Here is an 18,938-nt window from a genome sequence, read left to right as displayed (position 1 = left end):
CGGTGCGCCCGCGGCTCATGGGCGTACGGCCCCGGACGGATGGAACCTCACGCGTGACGGAGCACCCGACCTCCCACGAAGCACGGCAGCCCGCCGCCTCCGGCGCGAGCGCGGGCCCGGACGACGCGCACGGCGCGGTCCCGGACCCCCGTGCCGCACCGGCGCGCGCCGGCGGCTGCCCGGACGGCGGCGCCCAGGCGGCGCACGGCCCGGACGGCCGCGCCGGCACCGGACCGGCGGGCCCGGCGGACCTGACAGGTTCAGCCGACGCCACCAGGGGCGCCCGCCCCGACGACGAGAGCTCAAACGTTCCGGCGTCCCTCGCCGCCGGGCCCGCCGCGCCGGAGCCCGCGCCGGGCGACCGTACGCCCCCGCCGCAGGGCCATCCGGGCGAGGCGGACCGCGGCGCGGCCGGACACGGGGCGCCCCGCTCCGCCGCCGCGGGCCGCCCGCTCGCCGAGGTCGGCGGCCCCCGCGGCCCGCGCGACGGCCGGCCCACCGCCAGCGGCACCGGCGGCGAGCGGCTGCGGTTCGTGGGGGCCGCGACGCGCCGCATCGCGCGCGGCATCGACCTCGACGAGATCGTGCTCGGCCTCTGCCGGGCCACGGTCCCGACCTTCGCGGACGCGATCCTCGTCTATCTCCGCGACCCGCTGCCGGTGGGCGACGAGCGCCCCGTGGACCCCGTCGTGCTGCGGCTGCGGCGCACCGACCGGATACCCGAGGAGGCCGACACGGACGGCGTACGGCTGCCGCTGCTGCCTCCGCAGCCCGATCCGAGCCCGTCGCTCGCCGGGGGCGCCACCGAGCGGTGCGAGGTGGTCATGGGCGGCCCGCTGGCCGAGGTGCTGCGCGGCGTACGGCCCGTGTTCGGGGACTCCACGGCGGCCCGGGCCGCGCTGCCGGAGCTGCTGGGCGACGCCCGCCGGGTGCCGGACGGGCACCGTACGATCCTCGCGCCGCTGCGCGGGCGGCGCCGGGTGATCGGCGCGGCCGTGTTCGTACGCCGCCCGGAGCGGCCCGCCTTCGAGAACGACGACCTGCTGGTCGCGGCGCAGCTCGCCACGCATACGGCGCTGGGCGTCGACAAGGCCGTGCTGTACGGGCGCGAGGTCTACATCGCGGACGAGCTGCAGCGCACCATGCTGCCGGACTCCCTGCCGCAGCCGACGGGCGTCCGGCTCGCGAGCCGCTATCTGCCCGCCGCCGAGACGGCCCGGGTCGGCGGCGACTGGTACGACGCGATCCCGCTGCCCGGCAACCGGGTGGCGCTCGTGGTCGGGGACGTCATGGGCCACTCCATGACCTCCGCGGCGATCATGGGCCAGCTCCGCACCACCGCGCAGACGCTGGCCGGGCTCGACCTGCCGCCGCAGGAGGTGCTGCACCACCTCGACGAGCAGGCGCAGCGGCTGGGCACCGACCGGATGGCCACCTGCCTGTACGCGGTCTACGACCCGGTCGCCCACCGCATCGTGATCGCCAACGCGGGGCATCCGCCGCCGCTGCTGCTGCAACGCGGCGGGCGCGCGGAGGTGCTGCGGGTGCCGCCGGGCGCGCCGATCGGCGTGGGCGGCGTGGACTTCGAGGCGGTCGAGCTGGACGCCCCGGCGGGCGCGACGCTGCTGCTCTACACGGACGGGCTCGTGGAGTCGCGGATTCGGGACGTGTGGACGGGCATCGAGCAGTTGCGGGAGCGGCTGACCGAGACGGCCCGGCTGACCGGCCCGAACCCGCCGCCGCTGGAGCCGCTCTGCGACGAGGTGCTGGGGATGCTCGGGCCGGGCGACCGGGACGACGACATCGCGCTGCTGGCGGCCCGGTTCGACGGGATCGCGCCGAGCGACGTGGCGTACTGGTTCCTGGACCCGCGCGCCCAGACGGCGGGCCAGGCGCGCCGCCTCGCCCGCCGGGCGCTGGCCCGCTGGGGCCTGGAGGAGCTGACGGACTCGGTGGAGCTGCTGGTCAGCGAGGTGGTGACGAACGCCGTGCGGTACGCGGAGCGGCCGATCACGCTGCGCCTGCTCCGTACGGACGTGCTGCGCTGCGAGGTCGGCGACGACGTGCCGCAGCTCCCGCGGCTGCGGCAGGCGCGCCCCTCCGACGAGGGCGGCCGGGGGCTGTACCTGGTCAACCGGATGGCGCGGCGGTGGGGCGCGACGCGGCTGAGCGCGGGCAAGGTTGTCTGGTTCGAGCTCCCCATACCGGCGGGTGTCTAGAAGTCTTCGACGTACGGTTTTGGACGCGGTCCAAGCTGTTGCCGACATGCCGTCGGCGGAGTTGACTGCTTGGGTGGACAGAGCACGACGCCACCACGTTCCCCGCGCACCCTATGGAGGCGCTCCGAATGACCGACTCCGTGCCCAAGGCCCCGTACACGACGAACAACGTCGGCATTCCGGTGGAGAGCGACGAGCACTCGCTGACCATCGCCGGTGACACCGGTCCGATCCTGCTCCAGGACCACTATCTGATCGAGAAGATGGCCCAGTTCAACCGCGAGCGGGTCCCCGAGCGGGTGGTGCACGCCAAGGGCAGCGGGGCGTACGGGATCTTCGAGGTCACCAACGACATCAGCCAGTTCACCAAGGCCGGCCTCTTCCAGCCGGGCAAGCGGACCGAGATGCTGGCCCGCTTCTCCACCGTCGCGGGCGAGCAGGGCAGCCCGGACACCTGGCGCGACCCCCGCGGCTTCGCGCTGAAGTTCTACACCGAACTCGGCAACTACGACCTGGTCGGCAACAACACGCCGGTGTTCTTCGTCAAGGACCCGATGAAATTCCAGGACTTCATCCGGTCCCAGAAGCGCCGCCTCGACAACGGGCTGCGCGACCACGACATGCAGTGGGACTTCTGGACGCTGTCCCCCGAGTCGGCGCACATGGTCACCTGGCTGATGGGCGACCGCGGCATCCCCAAGAGCTACCGCCATATGAACGGCTACAGCTCCCACACGTACATGTGGGTCAACGGCGGCGGCGAGAAGTTCTGGATCAAGTACCACATCAAGACCGACCAGGGCATCGACTTCCTCACCCAGGCGGACGCCGACCGCCTGGCCGGCGAGGACACCGACTACCACCGCCGCGACCTGTTCGACGCGATCGCCGGCGGCGACGCTCCCTCGTGGACGATGTACGTCCAGGTCATGCCGTTCGAGGACGCGGCGGACTACCGCTTCAACCCCTTCGACCTGACCAAGGTGTGGCCGCACGGCGACTACCCGCTGATCGAGGTCGGCCGGATGACGCTGAACCGCAACCCCGAGGACTACTTCATCCACATCGAGCAGGCCGCGTTCGAGCCCTCGAACCTGGTGCCGGGCATCGGCCCGTCGCCGGACAAGATGCTGCTCGGCCGGCTCTTCTCGTACCCGGACACCCACCGGTACCGGATCGGCCCCAACTACGCGCAACTGCCGCCGAACCGCCCGCACGCGCCCGTCAACTCCTACTCCAAGGACGGCCCGATGCGGTATGTGCCGTCCAACGCGTCGGCCCCGTACGCGCCGAACTCCAAGGGCGGGCCGGTGGCCGCCACCGAGGCCTACGGCGACCCGGCGGGCTGGGCGGCGGCGGGCGAGATGGTCCGCGAGGCGTACCGGCAGCACCGCGAGGACGACGACTGGACGCAGCCGGGCACCATGGTCCGCGAGGTCCTCGACGGGCGAGGGCAGACCCGGGGGAGACGACGGCTGGGGCTTCTGAGCACGGGCCGGGCCCCGGCGAGCCCAGGGGGGCCGCCGGGGGCGGGGGGCACGGCCCGCCCGCCCCCCCCAAGGACAACCGGGCCCCCGCCGACCCCCTCGGATCGGCGGGGCCCGGCCCGTGCTCAGAAGCCCCAGCCGTCGTCTCCCCCGGGTCTGCCCTCGCCGGTGGACTGCGACGGCGGCGGCGAGGACGGCGTCCACGGCGGCGGCGTGTGGTGCGTCGGCGGCGGCGTCGTCTGCGTGTGCGTCGGCGGCGGCGGTGTGTGCGTGCGCGTCGGCGGCGGCGACTGGGTGTGCGTCGGCGGCGGCGTCTGGGTCTGCGTCTGGGTGGGCGGCGGCGTCTGGGTCTGCGTCTGCGTGGGCGGCGGGGACTCCAGCTCCGAGCCCTCCACGAGGTCGAACTTGGACGGCGACGCGCCGCTCAGCGCCTTGTTGGTGTACGCGGCCCAGATCTCGGCCGGGAAGTCACCACCGTTGATGCGCCCCTTGCCCGCGGTGCCCTTGAGGGGCACCTGTTTGCCGCCCTCGCCCTCGCCGAACATGCCGACGGAGGTGACGAGGTCGGGCGTGTAGCCGGTGAACCAGGCCGACTTGTTGTCGTCGGAGGTACCGGTCTTGCCCGCCACCTGGTGGTCCGCGTTCTTCACCTTGGAGCCCGTGCCCTCGTCGACCACGCCGGTCAGGACGCTGGTGAGGGAGTCGGCGGCCTCGCGCGGCAGGACCTGTTCGCCGATCGGGTCCTTGATCTCGACCTTGCCGCCGATGTTGTTCGTCGCGGACTTCACGATCGTCGGCGTGACCTTCTTGCCGTGGTTGTCGACCGTCGCGTAGATCCCGGCCATCTCCATGGGGCTCGCGCCCATCACGCCGAGCGACATGGCGGGCCGCACGTCGAAGCCGCCCGCCTTGGGGTTCATGCCCAGGTCGATGGCGGTCTGCTTGACCTTGCCGAGGCCGACATCCACCGCCATCTGCGCGAAGACGGAGTTGACGGAGTTGTTCATCGCCTTCTGGACGTTGACGGGACCGTAGTTCACGTCGTCCTCGTTGGGCGGGGCGAACGCCGTCGTGCTGCCCTTGACGGGGCGCTTGCTCGTGCCGTCGTAGATGGTGTTGGCGTTGATCGGCAGGCCGTCCTGGGTCTTCGCGCCGTCCTTGAGCGCGGCGGCCAGGATGATCGGCTTGAAGGTCGAGGCCGGCTGGAAGTCCTCGCGGGTGGCGTTGTTGATGTAGTGCTTGAAGAAGTCCGAGCCGCCGTAGAGCGCGAGGACCTTGCCGGTCTTCGGATCGACGGAGGCCGCGCCGACCTGCGCGTCCCGGTCGGCCTTGCGCTTCTCGGGGTCGAGCTTGTCGAGGACCTCGCCCTTGACGGCCGCCTTCAGCGCGGCCTGCTTCTTCGGGTCGATGTTGAGCGTGATGGTCCAGCCGCCCCCGGCCAGCTCCTGCTCCGACATGCCGGACCGCAGCAGCTCGTCGTTGGCCGCCTTCACCAGATAGCCGGTCTGGCCCGAGAGCCCGGGCTCCGGCTTGGGCTTGATCGGCGTCGGGAACTTCATCGCGTCCCGCTTGCCCTTGTCGAGCCAGCCCTTCTCGACCATCTTGTTGAGGGAGTCGTTCCAGCGCCCCAGCGCGAGCTTCTTGCCCACGGGCCCGGCGACCGCCCAGTCGTACTGGCTCGGGGCCTGGAGCAGCGCGGCGAGGTACGCGCCCTCCTCGATGGAGAGCTTGTCGACGTCCTTGCCGTAGTACGCGCGGGCGGCGGCCTGGATGCCGTAGGCGTTGCGCCCGTAGAAGCTGGTGTTCAGATACCCGGCGAGGATCTCGTTCTTGTCCTTCTCCCGGTCGACCTTCAGGGAGATGATCAGTTCCTTCACCTTGCGGGTGACGGTCTGCTCCTGGCCCAGGTAGTAGTTCTTGACGTACTGCTGGGTGATGGTCGAGCCGCCCTGCTTGCCGCGGCCCATGACGGTGTTGAGGATGCCGCGGGTGGTGCCCTTGATGTCGATGCCGTCGTCGTCGTAGAAGTTCTTGTTCTCGACGGCGACGAAGGCGTGCTGGACGTCCAGCGGGATCTTCGAGAGCGGCACGGACTCGCGGTTGGTGGCGCCCTTGCGGGCCAGCACCTCGCCGTTGCTCAGCTTGTAGACGTTGCTCTGCTCCATGGCCGCGGGGTTGCCCTTCGGCACGTCCACGTACCAGTAGAGCGCGATGGCGCCGCCCACGATGAGCGCGCACACAGCCACAAAGTAGGCGAGCAGCTTCTTCCAGGTGAAGAAGCGGCGTATGCCGCCCTTCTTACCGTTCCTGCCCGCCCTGCCCTTTGCTCGGCGGGCGCCCTTCTTCTGCGCCTTCCGCGCTTCCGCTCGGCCCATCGCTCCCGTAGCTCCAGTCTGTCCGCCCCCAAACCCAGCTCAAGAAACTAACACCGCAACTGTCACCAAAAGCTCATCGAACGAGCCCCTACCAGACGTGACATACAGCACGCGGCCCCTGGGAACCGTAGTCGTCCCAGATTCATACACCCGAACCGGGGTGTAAAGTGATAGCAGTTTGCTAGGTGCGGATGGACCGTCCGCACCTCTCGTAACGCCGTGTCAGAAATAGGGGGATCTCCATGTCCACAGCCGATACCGCGCCCGCCACCGGCCCCGCGGGACCCACGGGCGGCACCGAGGGGCCCGACATGCCGGCGCCGCGCGTCCGCGAGACCCCGGCACACGACATCAACGGCGGGCTCGGGCTGCTGCTCAGCGTCCTCGGCGTGCTCATCGGCGCCGCGCTCGCCGTCGGCGGCGGGGCCCTGGCGTCCGGCGACCGCCAGGCGCTGGCCGTGCCGATGGTCGTCATCGGCATCGCGCTCCTGGTGGCCTCTTTCTTCGCGATGCGGGGCGTGAACATGGTGGCGCCCGGCGAGGCCCGCGTCGTACAGCTCTTCGGCCGCTACCGCGGCACCATCCGCACCGACGGCCTGCGCTGGGTCAACCCGTTCACCAGCCGGGAGAAGATCTCCACCCGCGTGCGCAACCACGAGACCGCGGTGCTCAAGGTGAACGACGCCTACGGCAACCCGATCGAACTCGCCGCGGTCGTCGTCTGGCGGGTGGAGGACACCGCGCAGGCGATGTTCGAGGTCGACGACTTCCTGGAGTTCGTCGCCACCCAGACCGAAGCCGCCGTCCGCCACATCGCCATCGAGTACCCCTATGACGCCCACGAGGAGGACGGCCTCTCACTCCGCGGCAACGCCGAGGAGATCACCGAGAAGCTCGCCATCGAACTGAGCGCCCGCGTCGAGGCGGCCGGCGTGCACATCATCGAGTCCCGCTTCACCCACCTCGCGTACGCCCCGGAGATCGCCTCCGCGATGCTCCAGCGCCAGCAGGCGGGCGCGGTCGTGGCCGCCCGCCGGCAGATCGTGGAGGGCGCGGTCGGCATGGTCGAGGAGGCGCTGGGCCGCATCAGCGAGCAGGGCATCGTCGAACTCGACGAGGAGCGAAAAGCAGCCATGGTCAGCAACCTGATGGTGGTGCTGTGCGGCGACCGCGCGGCGCAGCCCGTCCTGAACACCGGCTCCCTCTACCAGTGACGGACCGGACCCCGGAGCGGCGGCCGCGGCAGCGCAAGCAGGTGCTGCTGCGGCTCGACCCGCTCGTACACGACGCGCTGGCGCGCTGGGCGGGCGACGAACTGCGCAGCGCCAACGCGCAGATCGAGTTCCTGCTGCGCAAGGCGCTCGCGGACGCGGGCCGGCTGCCCGGCGGCGCGGGCGCGATCCCGCGCCGCGGCCGGCCTCCGAAGCGGGACGCGACGGCGGAGGCCGGGCCGGACACGGGGGGCGAGGAGGGGGCTCCCCCGCCCAGCCCCGACGCGTAGTCACGGCACGTACACCTCCTCTCGAAAAACACGTCTGACCTGCTAAATCTCCCCTCACACCCAACTATGCACTCAAGGTATACACGTGGTGTAGAGTGCTCCGCATGTCAATCGGCCTCACCCTGCTCGGGCTCCTGGAGTCCGGCCCCCGCCATGGATACGACCTCAAGCGCGCCTTCGACGAGCGCTTCGGTCAGAACCGCCCGCTCCACTACGGGCAGGTCTACTCGACGATGTCGCGCCTCCTGAAGAACGGCCTAGTGGAGGTCGACGGCATAGAGCACGGCAGCGGCCCCGACCGGAAGCGCTACGCCATCACCGAGGCGGGCGTGACCGACGTCGCCCAGTGGCTCTCCCAGCCCGAGGCCCCCGAGCCCTACCTCCAGTCGACCCTCTACACCAAGGTCGTCCTCGCGCTGCTGACCGGCCGCGACGCCAACGACCTGCTCGACGTGCAGCGCTCCGAACACCTGCGCCTGATGCGCGACCTGACGCAGCAGAAGCGCACCGGCGAACTGGCCGACCAGCTCATCTGCGACCACGCCCTCTTCCACCTCGAAGCCGATCTGCGGTGGCTGGAATTGACCGCCGCCCGGCTCGGCCAGCTCGCCAAGGAGGTACGCCCGTGACCCCCGACGGCGCCCTCCTCACCGCGCAGGACCTCCGCAAGGCGTACGGGCCCACGCCTGCCCTCGACGGCGCGGACTTCTCCATCCACCCCGGCGAGGTCGTCGCCGTCATGGGGCCCTCGGGCTCCGGCAAGTCGACGCTGCTGCACTGCCTCGCCGGCATCGTCCGCCCCGACTCCGGCTCCGTCCGCTTCGACGGCCGCGAGCTGTCCCAGATGGGGGACGCCGAGCGCAGCGCCCTGCGCCGCGGCGAGTTCGGCTTCGTCTTCCAGTTCGGCCAGCTCGTGCCCGAACTGACCTGCGTCGAGAACGTCGCCCTGCCGCTCCGGCTGACCGGCGTGAAGCGCAAGGACGCCGAGGGCCGCGCGCTGGAGTGGCTGGAGCGGCTGGAGGTCGCCGAGGTGGGCGGCAAGCGGCCGGGCCAGGTCTCCGGCGGCCAGGGGCAGCGCGTCGCCGTCGCCCGCTCGCTGGTCACCTCGCCCCGCGTGCTCTTCGCCGACGAGCCGACCGGCGCGCTGGACTCGCTCAACGGCGAGCGCGTGATGGAGCTGTTCACGCAGGCCGCCCGCGAGACCCGGGCCGCCGTCGTGCTGGTCACCCACGAGGCGCGGGTCGCCGCGTACTCCGACCGCGAGGTCGTCGTGCGCGACGGCAAGGCCCGTGACATGGCGGGCGCCGTATGACGCTCACCGACGACGTGCGGGCCGACCGGGACAGCGGAGCCCGGCGGCCCCCGGGCGGGCCGCCCGGCGGACTCGCCGCCTGGGTCCGCGACCTCACGATGGGCGTCCGGTTCGCCGCGGGCGGCGGACGCCAGGGATGGGTCCGTACGATCCTGACCGCCGTCGGCGTCGGCCTGGGCGTCGCGCTGCTGCTGGGCGCGTCCTCCATACCCAACCTCCTGGACGCCCGCAACGCGCGCTCCCAGGCGCGCTACATCAAACCGGACGGGGAACTGCGGGCCTCCGACCGCTCCTTCCGCTACCAGGACAGCGACACCAGCTTCCGCGACCACGCCGTCCACGGCGTCCTCATCCAGCCGGACGGGGCCCACCCGCCCCTGCCGCCCGGCGTGCAGAAGCTGCCCGGCCCCGGCGAGATGGTCGTCTCCCCCGCCCTGCGCGACCTGCTGCGCGACTCCGGGAGCGGGCTGCTGCGGGAGCGGCTGAAGACCTACCGCGTCGTCGGCACCATCGCCGACAACGGCGTCGTAGGACCCTCCGAACTCGTCTACTACGCGGGCAGCGCCGATCTCGGCCCCGCGGACCAGGGCATGCGCGCCGACCACTACGGCAGCAAGGAGGGGTACGGCGACACCAGGCCGATGGACGCGAAGCTCGTCCTGGTGATCATCATCGCCTGCGTGGTGCTGCTGATGCCGGTGGCCATCTTCATCGCCACGGCGGTGCGGTTCGGCGGCGAACAGCGCGACCGGCGGCTCGCGGCGCTGCGGCTGGTGGGCGCCGACCGGCAGATGACACGGCGGATCGCGGCCGGGGAAGCGCTCTTCGGAGCCCTGCTCGGGCTGGTGCTGGGCGCCGCGTTCTTCCTGCTCGGCCGGGAGTCCATCGGCTCGGTCACGATCTGGGACATCAACGTCTTCCCGGCCGACGTGTCCCCCGTGCCCTGGCTCGCCACGATCGTCGTGCTGGCCATCCCGGCCTCCGCCGTCGCCGTCACGCTCTTCGCGCTGCGCACCGTCAGCATCGAGCCGCTCGGCGTGGTGCGCGGCACCGGCGAGCGACGGCGCCGGCTGATCTGGCGGGTGGCCGTCCTCGTCGTCGGCCTGACACTGCTGCTGCCGTTGGCCGGCAGCGTCGAAGGCCGCGGCCAGGTCAAGACGGCCCAGATCGCCACGGGCGCGTCGCTGACCCTGTTCGGCATCACCCTGCTGCTGCCCTGGCTGGTCGAGGCCGTGGTGGGACGGCTGCGGGGCGGCCCCGTCGCCTGGCAGTTGGCCACCCGGCGGCTCCAGCTCAGCAGCGGCACGGCGGCGCGCGCGGTCAGCGGCATCACCGTGGCGGTGGCGGGCACCATCGCGCTCCAGATGCTCTTCTCCAGCGTCCAGGGCGACTACCGCGAGGCGACGGGCATGGACAGCGAACGCGCGCAGCTCTACGCCAGTGTGCAGATGGACGACCCCACCGCGGCGCGCAAGGTGCTCGACGAATTCCGGGCCACCAAGGGCGTGAGCGCGGTCATCGGCACGATCGAGGGGTTCGTGGAGCGCGCGGGCCCGCTGCGCAAGGGCGAGGAGTTCCTGCCCACCGAGACCCTGCTGGTCGGCGACTGCCCGACGCTGCGCCAGGTCGCCCGGCTGACCGGGGGCTGCGAGGACGGCGACGTCTTCCTGGTGGAGAGCGCCGACGGACCGGAGGCGGACACCGCCGACCTGAAGAAGCCCGGCATGAAGCTCAACCTGCGACCGGAGGAGGAGGGGAAGAAGACCGCCCCCAGGACGTGGACCGTGCCCAAGTCGGCGCGCACCCTCCAGTCCCGCCCCGACCCCCACGGGGACCGGCGGTCGGGGATCTTCGCCACCCCCTCGGCCGTGCGCGCCGCGGACCTGCTCAACCCCACGCTGCGGATGAGCGTCCAGCTCGACCTGCACCAGCGGGACGCGGCCGAGTACGCCCGTAACACGGCGGCCCGGGTCGATCCGAGGATGAGCGTGCGCACCATCGAGGACTACCACTTCGACAAGCGCTTCAAGTCCGTCCGCACCGGGCTGTTCCTCGCCGCGGGTGCGACGATGCTGCTGATCGCGGCCAGCATGCTGGTCTCCATGCTGGAGCAGTTGCGCGAGCGCAGGCGGCTGCTGTCCGTGCTGGTGGCCTTCGGCACCCGGCGCACCACGATGGCCTGGTCCGTGCTGTGGCAGACGGCGGTCCCGGTGGTGCTGGGGCTGGCCCTGGCCATCGCGGGCGGACTGGGCCTGGGGCTGGTGCTGCTGAGGATGCTGGCCGAACGCACGGTCGCGGACTGGCTGGTGTTCCTGCCCCTGACCGGCATCGGCGCCGCCGTGATCCTCGTGGTGACGCTGATCAGCCTGCCGCCGCTGTGGCGGATGATGCGCCCGGACGGCCTCCGCACGGAGTGAGGGACGTACGGGCGCGGGGCCCCGTACGGACACTGGCCGGGCCTGAACGCGGTCCACCGCCCGTACGGACACCGGCCGAAGCCGGAACGCGGCCCTCCGCCCGTACGGACGACGGTCGAACCTCGGAACGCGGCATTCCGCCCGTACTGACACCGGCCGGACTCGGAACGCGGCCCGCCGCCCGTACGATCCCGGCCCCGGGTCCCGGCCCCGAGCGGGGCCCGCACCCCGCCCCGCCCCGCCGCCGCGGTTCAGGAACGAGCCGCGGCGTCGGCGGCGGGGTCCGGCGGTGCCGGGGCCGACGGCGGCTGCCCGGGGACCGTGCCCGGCAGTTCGGGCTCCCTCAAGGTACGCAGCAGGAGCCACCCGACGGCCGGCAGGGCGATCAGCGGCGCGAGAGCCGCCCGCAGGGACACGGCGTCGGCGAGCGCGCCGATGACCGGGCTGGCGACGCCGCCGACGCTGACGGCCAGCCCCAGCGTGACGCCGCCCGCGGTGCCCACGCGCCGCGGCAGATAGTCCTGGCCGAGGGTGATGTGCAGGGAGAACGGCACATACAGCCCGGCCGAGGTCAGCGCGGTGAACACGAAGAGCGCCGGCCCCGGCACGAACACCACGCCGGCCACGGCCGGCACGCACAGGGCGTACGACCACCGGACGACCGGCACCCGCCCGTACCGGGTGGCCAGCCGCCCGCCGGCCACGGTGCCCACCGCGCCGCCGAGGTAGAGCACGAACAGCGCGGCCGTGCCCGCGACATCACCGCCGCCGGTGCGCCGGCTCGCGTACAGCGAGATGAACGCGCCGAGCCCGACGAAGACGATCGAGCGGCACACGACGGCCCCCGACAGCTTCGCGAAGGACGCCCAGTCGTCCCGGCCGGCGGCGGCCTCCGTACGGGCCCGGCCGCCGTCCGCCGCGCCGGGGGCCCGCGCGCCGCGCAGCGCGGCCACGCACAGCGCCGCGCCGGCGAGCGCGGGGACGACCAGCAGGGGCGAGGCGTGCAGCCCGCCGGTGGCGATGACGGCCGAGACCATCAGGGGCGCGGCGGCGAAGCCGACGTTGCCGCCGAGGGAGAACCAGCCCATCGCGGTATGGCTGCCGCCGCTGGCGTCGCGCGCCACGCGGGCGGCCTCCGGGTGGTACGCGGCGATGCCGACCCCGGAAACGGCGACGGCCGCGAGCGTGAGGGCGTACGAGCCGCCGACCCCGGCGAGGGCGACCCCGGCGCCGCCCAGCAGCGTGCTGACCGGCAGCAGCCAGGGCATGGCCCACTTGTCGACGAGGGCCCCGAACAGCGGCTGGACGACGGAGGACAGCAGGGAGGCGGCGAGGACGATGCCGGAGGCGGCGGCGTAGGTATAGGCGCGCTCGGAGACGAAGAACGGCACCAGGGCGGCCACCGCGCCCTGGTAGATGTCCACACAGGCGTGTCCCAGGGACAGCAGCGTGATGGGCCGGCGGCCGGGTGGGGCAGGTGAGGGCGCTGTGGTCGTCATGGCCTCATCGTGGCCACGGCACCACATGGCGCACTTCCAATAAAGTGCCAATCTATGCCGAAGATCCGCCACCTTTCCGTGGCCCCGACCCGCGCCCAGTCCATGGCGCCCGGGGAGGAGGTCGACGCGCACCGCCACGACGAGCACCAGATCGTCTACGCGGGCTCCGGCGTGCTGGCCGTCACCACCGAGGCCGGCACCTGCTTCGCCCCCGGGACCCGCGCGATCTGGGTCCCCGCGGGCTGCGTGCACGCCCACCGCGCCTACGGCCACCTCGCGTTGCACCTGCTCGGCCTGGAGCCCGACACCAACCCCCTGGGCCTCGACTCACCCACCGTCCTCACCGTCAGCCCGCTGCTGCGCGAGCTGATCCTCGCGTACACCGCCGGCCCGCACGACGAGAGCCCCGAGCGGGCCCGGCTGCGCGCGGTCCTCCTCGACCAGTTGCGCGCCTCGCCCCAGCAGCTCGTCCAGTTGCCCACACCCTCCGACCCGCGTCTCGCGGCCGTCTGCGACCTGCTGCGCCGCCGCCCCGACGACCCGCGCACGCTGGCCGAGCTGGGCAGCGCGACCGGGGGCGGCGAGCGCACGCTCAGCCGGCTGTTCCGTCGCGAGCTGGGCATGACGTTCCCGCAGTGGCGCACCCAGCTCCGCCTTTACCACGCGCTGCGTATGCTCGCCGACGACATGCCGGTGACCGCCGTCGCGCACCGCTGCGGCTGGGCCTCGACCAGCGCCTTCATCGACGTCTTCCGCCGCGCGTTCGGCTACACCCCGGGCGTCCACAACCGGCGCCCTTGAGAGCACTGATCACCCGTCAGGCCGCTATCCAGCCCGTCAAGCCGCTATCCGCACCGGCAGTTCGCGCAGCGCCTCCCGCAGCGCCGCCGCCAGTTCCTCGAACTCCCCCTGGCGCGCGGCCCCGGAGCGCATGACCAGCGCGATCCGGCGGGACGGCGCCGGGTCCGCGAAGCAGCCCGTGGTGAGCTGGTCGTTGCGGTCGGTCTCCACGCGCAGCGCCGTGCGCGGCAGCAGCGTCACGCCGAGCCCGCCGCCGACGAGTTGGACCAGCGTGGCGAGGCCCGCGGCGCTGGTGGTGACGGCGGCGCCGGCCGTGCGGCCCGCCTCCCGGCAGACGTCGAGGGCCTGGTCGCGCAGGCAGTGGCCCTCGTCGAGGAGGAGCAGGTCGAGTTCCTTGAGCGCCTCGCGCGGGATGTCGCCGCGCCCGGCGAGCCAGTGTTCGTGGGGCATGACGAGCACGAAGTCCTCGTCGAAGAGCGGCAGCTCGGTGGTGCCGGGCGCGCCGAGCGGCACGGCGAGGAGCAGCAGGTCGAGCCGGCCGTGGGCGAGCCCGTCGAGGAGGGAGGCGGTCTGCTCCTCGTGGACCTGGAGGTCGAGCGCGGGATAGGCGTCGTGGACCAGGCGCAGTACGGTCGGCAGCAGGTACGGCGCCACGGTGGGGATCACGCCGAGCCGCAGCGGCCCGGTGAAGGGCGCGCGCGCCGCGTCCGCCTCCTCGATCAGCGCGCCGACGGCGTCGAGGACGGTGCGGGCGCGGGCCGCCAGCCGCTCGCCCGCCGGACTGAGCAGCACCTTCCGGGTCGTACGCTCTAGTAGCTGGACCCCGAGGACCTCCTCCAGGGCGGAGACCGCGCCGGAGAGGGCGGGCTGGCTCATGCCGATGTCGGCCGCGGCGTCACGGAAGTGCAGGTGCTCGGCGACGGCGGCGAAGGCCCGGAGCTGGGCGAGGCTGGGCTGCCGGGGTCTGCTTCCCGGCGTCGTGGACGCTGTCACTGATAACTACCTCCGATCAACAACACACAGTCTAGCTATTTCACTGATCAATGCCTCTTGTGGCACTGTGGCTCTCGTCCAACCCTCAGGAAACTCCTGTAACGGGTTTCCTCAGCAAGTCTGAAGGAGAGCGCGTGCTCACTGTCGGTGACAAGTTCCCCGAGTTCGACCTGACCGCCTGCGTGGACCTCGACGCGGACAAGGCCTTCGCGCAGATCGACCAGAAGACCTACGAGGGCAAGTGGAAGGTCGTCTTCTTCTGGCCGAAGGACTTCACCTTCGTGTGCCCGACCGAGATCGCCGCGTTCGGCAAGCTGAACGACGAGTTCGCCGACCGCGACGCGCAGATCCTCGGCGTCTCCGGCGACTCCGAGTTCGTGCACCACGCCTGGCGCAAGGACCACGCCGACCTGCGCGACCTGCCCTTCCCGATGCTCGCCGACTCCAAGCACGACCTCATGCGCGACTGCGGCGTCGAGGGCGAGGACGGCTTCGCGCAGCGCGCCGTCTTCATCGTCGACCCGAACAACGAGATCCAGTTCACGATGGTGACCGCCGGTTCCGTGGGCCGTAACCCCAAGGAGGTCCTGCGGGTCCTCGACGCGCTCCAGACCGACGAGCTGTGCCCCTGCAACTGGACCAAGGGCGAGGACACCCTCGACCCGGTCGCGCTGCTCGCGGGCGAGTGACCAGGAATGGCTCTCGATGAACTGAAGTCCGCCATACCGGACTTCGCCAAGGACCTGAAGCTGAACCTCGGTTCGGTGATCGGCAACTCCGAGCTGCCCAAGCAGCAGCTCTGGGGCACGGTGCTGGCCTGCGCCATCGCCTCGCGCTCGCCGCGCGTGCTCACGGAGCTGGAGCCGGAGGCCAAGGCCAACCTCTCCCCGGAGGCGTACACCGCGGCCAAGTCGGCCGCCGCCATCATGGCGATGAACAACGTCTACTACCGGACCCGGCACCTGCTGTCGGACCCGGAGTACGGCAACCTGCGCGCGGGCCTGCGGATGAACGTCATCGGCAACCCGGGCGTGGAGAAGGCCGACTTCGAGCTGTGGTCGCTCGCGGTCTCCGCGATCAACGGCTGCGGCATGTGCCTCGACTCGCACGAGCAGGTGCTCCGCAAGGCCGGCGTCGACCGCGAGACGATTCAGGAGGCGTTCAAGATCGCCGCCGTCCTGCAGGCCGTCGGCGCCACGCTCGACTCCGAGGCCGTGCTGAACGGCTGACGGGCCGCGTACGGCGCCATGTCGAGGGGCGTGGGGCGGTCCCACCAGCACACCGCTGGCGGGACCGCCCCTTTTCGCGTACGTACGACCTCAGCCGGCCCGGCCGTATGCGGCTTCGCGCCCGTACGGCTCCGTGCGCACCCGTACGGCTCCGTGCGCGTCCGTACGGTTTCGCGTCCGTACGTACGGCTTCGCGCGCGTGACGGCCCGGCCCGCGTACGACCGTACGTACCGTGGGACGGCCCCGCCCGGTGCGTACGACCGTACGTACCGTGGGGCGGCCCCGCCCGGCGTCCGGGAGAGGCCGCCCGGCCGCTACTCCCGCGTCCCCCCTGCTCCGACCCGGTCGGCCGGCGCCGAGGCCCGGCCCTCCCCCGCCGCCGGCGCGTGCGTCGCCGGGGCCGCGCGCAGCGCCTGCTCCTTGGAGTACGCGCGCAGATAGCCGACCACCGTGTTCGTCACCGCGACCAGCGGCACCGCGACCACCGCGCCGCCGATGCCCGCGATCAGCGAGCCCGTCGCGACGCCGAGGACCACGGCCAGCGGGTGGACGCGCACCGCGCGCCCCAGGATGAAGGGCTGCAGGACGTGGCCCTCGATCTGCTGCACGGCCAGGACCACCACGAGCACCATCGCCGCCGTGAACACCCCGTGCGTCACCAGCCCCACGATCACCGCGAGGGCGCCCGAGACGACCGCGCCGACCATCGGGATGAACGCGAACAGGAAGATGAACACGGCCAGCGGCACCGCCATGGGCACTTCCAGGAAGTAGATCCCGATGCCGATGGCTATCGCGTCGATCAGCGCCACTATCACCGTGCCGCGCACGTAGGCGGTGAGCGTCGCCCACGCCCGCGGCCCCGCGCCCGCGACGCCTTCGCGGGCGGCGCCGGGCAGCAGCTTGAGCAGCCAGCCCCAGATCTTCGGCCCGTCGTAGAGCAGGAAGAGAGTGGAGAACATCGTCAGCAGGATGCCGGTGAACATCTCGATGACGACCTGAACGCCCTCCAGGCCCGCCGAGGTGATGTCCTTGGTGTTGCTGCCGATGGCCTTGCTCAGGTTGTCGGCGATGTTGTTGATCTGGTCCTCGGTGACATGGAACGGGCTGTTGAGCAGCGAGTGCTTCAGATCCGTGATGCCGTGCTGCACCTTGGACGTGAGGTCGTCGATGTTCTCCGTCACCTGCCACACCACGAACCAGGTGACCAGGCCCATGATGACGAAGCCGCCGATGAAGACGGTGGCGGTGGCGAGGCCGCGCGGCACGCCGCGCCGCTTCAGCCGCGCCACGGTCGGCTGGAGCAGCGCCGTGATGAGCAGTCCGGCGACGAACGAGAGCACCACGAGCTGGACATCGCTGATGACCTTCATCAGCACCCATACCGCGCCCGCCAGCACCAGCATCCGCCAGCCGACCTCGGCGGCCACCCGCACGCCCCAGGGGACGGCGGCGACCGGGTCCGGCCGGGGCGCTATGGCCGGGGCGTAGGCGGGCGGCGGGGGAACGTGTTCCGGTTCGTGCGGCTCGGCGTCGCCTCGTGGCGCATCAGCGGCCGGGCCCGTGCGGTCCCGGTCCTTCTCCCACCCGGCGCCCCGCGGCCGCGGCTCTTCGCCGGGGCCCTGGGGCGGCTCGGCGGAGGCGCCCGTACGGTCCGGCGCCGCGGAACCCGCGCGCTCACGCTCGTACGCGCCCTCGGCTCCGTATCCGCGCTCGGCCCCGTATCCGGGGTCCTCCCGGTCGGGCGGCCCCAGCTCGGCGTCCTCGGACGCCTCCCTGCGCCGCTGGTCCAACCGCTCGGCGAGCCGCGACAGACCGGCCCCCAAGCCGCCGACCCACTCTGGCAATCTGGACATTCTCTTCCTCTACCCCATCCCCGCGGCCATACGGGTCGACGTTACCCGTGACCTGGCCTCGGGCACGGCAGGTGTCTCCCCTGTAGACACACGTAAGCCCCCGACCGGTTGAGGTCGGGGGCCGAGTGATGGTGGCAGAGCGGCCTAGTAGTAGTTGTTGGCCTGCCAGAACGCCCACGCGCCGCACGGGCTGTGGTAGGTGGTGTTCATGTAGCTGAGGCCCCACTTGATCTGCGTGGCCGGATTGGTCTGCCAGTCGGCGCCCACGGAGGACATCTTGGAACCGGGCAGCGCCTGCACGAGCCCGTACGCGCCGGAGGAGGCGTTGACGGCCTTGTAGTTCCAGGTGGACTCGTGGTTCACGATGTTGCTGAAGCACTGGAACTGGTCGGCCGGGACGATCTGCTGCGCCATGGCCTTGACCTCGGCGACGGTGTAGGAGCCCTTGACGGAGAGGTTGGAGACGTCGTCGTGACCGCCGGAACGGCTGGTCTCCTTCTCCTTCTCCTCGTGCTCCTTCTTCGCCTTCTCCTCGGCTTCCTTCTTGGCCTTCTCGTCCGCGGCGTCCTTCTTGGCCTGCGCGTCCTTGGCGGCCTGCTTGCGGGCGGCCGCCTCGGCGGACTTCTTGGCGTCGGACGCGGCGGCCGCGGACTGGGTGTCCGCCTGCTGCGTCAGGGAAGCGGTCTGGGCCTGGACGTTCTGCCCAGTGGGGATATCCGCGAGGATCGTCGAATCGGCCGCGGTGGCCTCGACCGAGTCGGCCGAGCCCTGCTGCTCGCTGCCCGAGGCGACACCGACGACGGCGCCGACTGTGGTGACCGCGGTGGCCGACGCCACCGCGAATCCCCGGACCGAAATCCGGCTCACACGGTTTCCTTCCAGCATCGCCCGCATAGGTGACCGTGCGGACGCAATCGTGCCCCTGGCGCTGGCCTCCGATTGGTCCCGGTCCCCGAAGAGCGGTGGGGCCGGCTGGTCACAGGAGGCACGGGCCCGGTGGGCCCTCCGGGAAGGGAGGTCCGCGTGGTGCTCGGGCGGCATACGGCGACGCTGTTCAGTTCTTGTGGTGTCGCACCGCTGGGGGTGCTCGTGTGCCGTATGCGGGGCCTGACAGGACCCAGACTCTGCCGGAACGCAACGCTCCTAGGCAATTCCCGGTTGCGTGGGAAAGCTCACACCCTGTTTGGCCGGTCCGTTTTTCGGAAAGGGCAGCGCAGCACAGCGCCGCGCGGCTAAGCTCCTCCGCTT

General features: G+C 71.9%; 14 protein-coding genes and 1 pseudogene. 10 read left to right on the top strand and 5 right to left on the bottom strand.

The features are described 5' to 3' along the window. Window positions 1-53: 53 nt before the first annotated feature. Together IF55_RS18960 and IF55_RS37345 are read left to right on the top strand one after the other, a co-directional pair. On the top strand, window positions 54-2,219 hold the full coding sequence (locus tag IF55_RS18960) for an ATP-binding SpoIIE family protein phosphatase (RefSeq protein WP_030877991.1): 2,166 nt from the start codon (window positions 54-56) through the stop codon (window positions 2,217-2,219). 128 nt (window positions 2,220-2,347) lie between these two features. Continuing rightward, window positions 2,348-3,682, top strand: a pseudogene (locus IF55_RS37345) (catalase); the annotation flags it as partial. Window positions 3,683-3,831: 149 nt separating this feature from the next. On the opposite strand, the gene IF55_RS18945 reads toward IF55_RS37345, so the two are convergent. Next, window positions 3,832-6,081 carry a transglycosylase domain-containing protein gene (locus tag IF55_RS18945; RefSeq protein ID WP_030877987.1) on the bottom strand — a complete coding sequence of 750 codons (2,250 nt, stop codon included), beginning with the start codon at window positions 6,079-6,081 and terminating at the stop codon, window positions 3,832-3,834. A 311-nt stretch (window positions 6,082-6,392) separates the two neighbouring features. Between IF55_RS18945 and IF55_RS18940 the strand changes: the two genes are divergently transcribed. From IF55_RS18940 to IF55_RS18920, 5 genes are all read left to right on the top strand, one after another. Then, window positions 6,393-7,295 carry an SPFH domain-containing protein gene (locus IF55_RS18940; protein WP_398243349.1) on the top strand — a complete coding sequence of 301 codons (903 nt, stop codon included), beginning with the start codon at window positions 6,393-6,395 and terminating at the stop codon, window positions 7,293-7,295. Beyond that, window positions 7,241-7,582 (top strand): type II toxin-antitoxin system antitoxin, encoded by a 342-nt coding sequence (locus IF55_RS18935; protein ID WP_398243258.1) that lies wholly within the window; start codon window positions 7,241-7,243, stop codon window positions 7,580-7,582. The genes IF55_RS18940 and IF55_RS18935 overlap by 55 nt, the downstream gene beginning before the upstream one ends. A gap of 104 nt (window positions 7,583-7,686) precedes the next feature. Continuing rightward, window positions 7,687-8,211 (top strand): PadR family transcriptional regulator, encoded by a 525-nt coding sequence (locus tag IF55_RS18930; RefSeq protein ID WP_030877982.1) that lies wholly within the window; start codon window positions 7,687-7,689, stop codon window positions 8,209-8,211. Beyond that, window positions 8,208-8,894 (top strand): ABC transporter ATP-binding protein, encoded by a 687-nt coding sequence (locus IF55_RS18925; protein ID WP_030877980.1) that lies wholly within the window; start codon window positions 8,208-8,210, stop codon window positions 8,892-8,894. Before IF55_RS18930 ends, IF55_RS18925 begins: the two co-directional genes overlap by 4 nt. Next, the gene (locus IF55_RS18920) at window positions 8,891-11,311 is read left to right on the top strand and encodes an FtsX-like permease family protein (protein WP_030877978.1); all 2,421 of its coding nucleotides are present in this window, start codon (window positions 8,891-8,893) and stop codon (window positions 11,309-11,311) included. Before IF55_RS18925 ends, IF55_RS18920 begins: the two co-directional genes overlap by 4 nt. A gap of 251 nt (window positions 11,312-11,562) precedes the next feature. Here IF55_RS18920 and IF55_RS18915 read toward each other — a convergent pair whose 3' ends face one another. Beyond that, window positions 11,563-12,810 carry an MFS transporter gene (locus IF55_RS18915; RefSeq protein ID WP_048832175.1) on the bottom strand — a complete coding sequence of 416 codons (1,248 nt, stop codon included), beginning with the start codon at window positions 12,808-12,810 and terminating at the stop codon, window positions 11,563-11,565. 54 nt (window positions 12,811-12,864) lie between these two features. Between IF55_RS18915 and IF55_RS18910 the strand changes: the two genes are divergently transcribed. Next, on the top strand, window positions 12,865-13,611 hold the full coding sequence (locus IF55_RS18910) for an AraC family transcriptional regulator (protein WP_030877972.1): 747 nt from the start codon (window positions 12,865-12,867) through the stop codon (window positions 13,609-13,611). 36 nt (window positions 13,612-13,647) lie between these two features. On the opposite strand, the gene IF55_RS18905 is transcribed toward IF55_RS18910, so the two are convergent. Continuing rightward, a complete protein-coding gene (locus tag IF55_RS18905; RefSeq protein WP_030877969.1) occupies window positions 13,648-14,604 on the bottom strand; it encodes a LysR substrate-binding domain-containing protein in 957 nt (318 codons plus the stop codon). 134 nt (window positions 14,605-14,738) lie between these two features. Between IF55_RS18905 and IF55_RS18900 the strand changes: the two genes are divergently transcribed. Both IF55_RS18900 and IF55_RS18895 read left to right on the top strand, forming a co-directional pair. Further along, window positions 14,739-15,293 carry a peroxiredoxin gene (locus IF55_RS18900; RefSeq protein WP_030877966.1) on the top strand — a complete coding sequence of 185 codons (555 nt, stop codon included), beginning with the start codon at window positions 14,739-14,741 and terminating at the stop codon, window positions 15,291-15,293. A 6-nt stretch (window positions 15,294-15,299) separates the two neighbouring features. After that, complete coding sequence (locus IF55_RS18895) at window positions 15,300-15,833, top strand: alkyl hydroperoxide reductase (protein WP_030877963.1); 534 nt, start codon at window positions 15,300-15,302, stop codon at window positions 15,831-15,833. A gap of 315 nt (window positions 15,834-16,148) precedes the next feature. On the opposite strand, the gene IF55_RS18890 is transcribed toward IF55_RS18895, so the two are convergent. Together IF55_RS18890 and IF55_RS18885 are read right to left on the bottom strand one after the other, a co-directional pair. Beyond that, window positions 16,149-17,690, bottom strand: coding sequence for an AI-2E family transporter (locus tag IF55_RS18890; protein ID WP_048832174.1), 1,542 nt, complete (start codon window positions 17,688-17,690; stop codon window positions 16,149-16,151). Window positions 17,691-17,834: 144 nt separating this feature from the next. Continuing rightward, window positions 17,835-18,557, bottom strand: coding sequence for an aggregation-promoting factor C-terminal-like domain-containing protein (locus tag IF55_RS18885; protein WP_030877958.1), 723 nt, complete (start codon window positions 18,555-18,557; stop codon window positions 17,835-17,837). Window positions 18,558-18,938 lie beyond the last annotated feature (381 nt).

The organism is Streptomyces varsoviensis, from assembly GCF_000718635.1.
Taxonomy (GTDB): domain Bacteria; phylum Actinomycetota; class Actinomycetes; order Streptomycetales; family Streptomycetaceae; genus Streptomyces; species Streptomyces varsoviensis.
This window is presented reverse-complemented; position numbering and strand designations above follow the sequence as displayed.